1 protein-coding gene and 1 pseudogene are annotated in these 2,563 nt (G+C 68.4%); both read right to left on the reverse strand.

Annotated elements, in window-relative coordinates; translation table 11 throughout:
• A pseudogene (locus tag EOA24_RS34020) lies at positions 1-513 on the reverse strand (hypothetical protein); the annotation flags it as partial.
• Between the two features lie 3 nt (positions 514-516).
• A partial coding sequence (locus tag EOA24_RS34025; RefSeq protein WP_127410593.1) for a DUF4159 domain-containing protein occupies positions 517-2,563 on the reverse strand: 2,047 nt, incomplete at its 5' end.

A 2,563-nucleotide genomic window follows, 5' to 3' on the forward strand; every position in this document is an offset into this window, starting at 1 on the left:
GATCAGCGCATGCAGCGGCGCGTTGAAATCCGGCGTTCCGCCGGGTGCGTCATGCACCTCGCCGTCGGTGATCATGATCGCGCCGCCGATGCGTGACGGCGGCACGTCGCGGAAGGCGCCCTCCAACGCGCTGAACAGCCTGGTTTCGGTGCGTTCGTCAGCGGCTTCGGACTTGCCGGCCTCGACGACGCGGACATCGAATTGCTTGAAGCGGCCGAGACGCTCCTGCATCCCGGCCAGCGCCTCGTCGGTTTGCCTGGCGCGGTCGCCGATATCCTGGCTCTGGCTGCGATCGACGATCAGCGCGACGACGCTCTTCAGAGCCTCGCGCTCCTCGGCGAGGAACACCGGGTTGAGCAAAGCCGCGGCAAGCGCGAGCAGCGCGATGAAGCGCAATGCCGATCCGCGCTGGCGGAACCACAGGCCGACCAGCGCCAGCAGAAGCAATGGCACGAAGAGCAGGCCGAAGAGCGGCCAGGAGACGAGCGGTTCGAAGGAAATCGACCAGTTCACGATCTACTGCCCCAGCCGTTCGAGCAGCACGGGCACATGCACCTGGTCGGATTTGTAGTTGCCGGTCAGCATGTACATCATGATGTTGACGCCGGCGCGCAGCGCATAGACGCGCTGCATCGGGTCCGGCGGCACGGTCGGCAGCATCGGATCGCCGTTCTCGTCGACCGCCCAGGCGCCGGCGAAATCATTGGCGGTGATCATGATCGGCGAGACGCCGTCGCCGGTGCGCACGGGGCGGTTCTCGGTGTTGCTGGCGTCGAGCGAGGCCTCGACCCACAACGGGCTGCCGCTGAAGCGGCCGGGGAATTCCGGCAGGATGAAGAAGGATTTGGTCAGCACGTGGTCCGAAGGCACCGGTTCCAGCGGCGGCACGTTGAGATTGGCGAGGATGTCGCGCAACCGCTCGGTCGCCGGACTTGCCGAGCCGGCGCCGATGCCATTGGAAAACTGGTCGCGCGTGTCGAACAGGACCGTGCCGCCCTGCTGCATATAGGCATCGATGCGGGCGATCGCCGCCTGGCTGGGCATCGGCGCCGATGCATCGATCGGCCAGTAGATCAGAGGAAAGAAGGACAGTTCGTCCTTGGCGATGTCGACGCCGGCCGGCGGGCCGGGCTCGAGCGCGGTCTTCTCGATCAGGAAACGGGTCAGGCCTTCAAGGCCGGCACGGCTGATCGAATCGACGCCGGGTTCGCCGGTGATGACATAGGCGATGCGGGTCTTCGAAATGTCGTCGACCGCCTGGGCGTCGCCTGGCTTCGAATCGTCGGCGCGGGCGAGATCGGCGTGGCCGAAGAGGCCGCTGAGCACGACCAGGACGGCGGCTGTGGTCGCCACGGCCGCGCGGCGCGGCCGGCGCGCCAGCAGGCCGCCCATCCAGAATACGGCCAAGGTGTCGAGCGCCATCAGCAGGAGCGCGACGGCGACCAGCGGCCCCTTGAGGTTTTCCGACTCGTCGAAGGCATAGGGGATGGCGGTCACCGGCAGCGAAATCTGCGGGCGCACCAGCGGCGCGAAGGTGCTCGATGCCTCGAGTAGATTGTGCGCGAAGACGCCCGTCTCGGAGCCGTAAAGGCCGGGCGGGTTCTCCAGGGTCACCGGCAGCGGGCCGGCGCCGGGCACCAGCGGCCGGGCATCTGGCGGGGGCGGCGTCAGCATGCCGTCGGCGCCGATCATGCGGTAGGGTGCCAGCGACGCGGCGGTGGCTTCGGCATTGGCGATCGCCGCGCCCTGGTTGCGCGACAGCTGCACGACGCGCCGCAGCATCTCGACGAACGTGCCGGAGATCGGCAGGTTCGACCAGGTCGCCTCGGGCGTGACATGGAAGAGCACCAGCGTGCCCTTGTCCTTCTTCATGCCTGTCACCAGCGGCGTGCCGTCGGCAAGCGTGGCCCAGGTGCGCTCGACGATGTCGGGCGTCGGCTCGGCCAGAACCTGCCGGCTGACCGTCACCTCGGAGGGCGGGGAAAGATCGGCGAAGGGACCGTTCTTCGGGAATTCGGTGACCGCCTGCGGTGTCGTCCAGGATAGCGCACCGCCGAGCGCGCGCTCGCCGCTGCGCAGCCGGACCGGCAAAAGGTCGTCGTCATTGCCGGCCGCGGCAAGACGCGGGCCGGCAAAGCGGACCAGCGTGCCGCCCTTGTCGACCCAGTCGACCAGACGCTGCCTGACCTGCTCCGGGATGGTGCCGACATCGGCCATGATGATCATCGCCGGTTTCTGGTCGAGAAGCTGCGGAATGGCGTCGGTGAGGTCGGCGCTCGACGGCTCGACCAGGTCCGCGAAGGGCTGCAGGGCGCGGCGGATATAGTAGAGCGGCGACAGAAGCGGCTGCGCCTGGTCGGCCTCGGCCTGAGACAGCAGGCCGACACGGCGTCGTTTCGAGCTTTCGTCCAGCACCCGTACCGCGCCCGCCTGGTGCTCGCCGTCGAGCGCGATCGAGGCGAAATCGTTGCGCAGCTCGAAGGGAACCGCCATCGTCGCCGTGGCGGCGGCTTCGCCCGGCGCGAAGGTCAGCGTCGCGTCGGCGATGCGGCGGCCCTTGTCG

The organism is Mesorhizobium sp. M2A.F.Ca.ET.039.01.1.1, assembly GCF_003998035.1.
GTDB lineage: Bacteria > Pseudomonadota > Alphaproteobacteria > Rhizobiales > Rhizobiaceae > Mesorhizobium.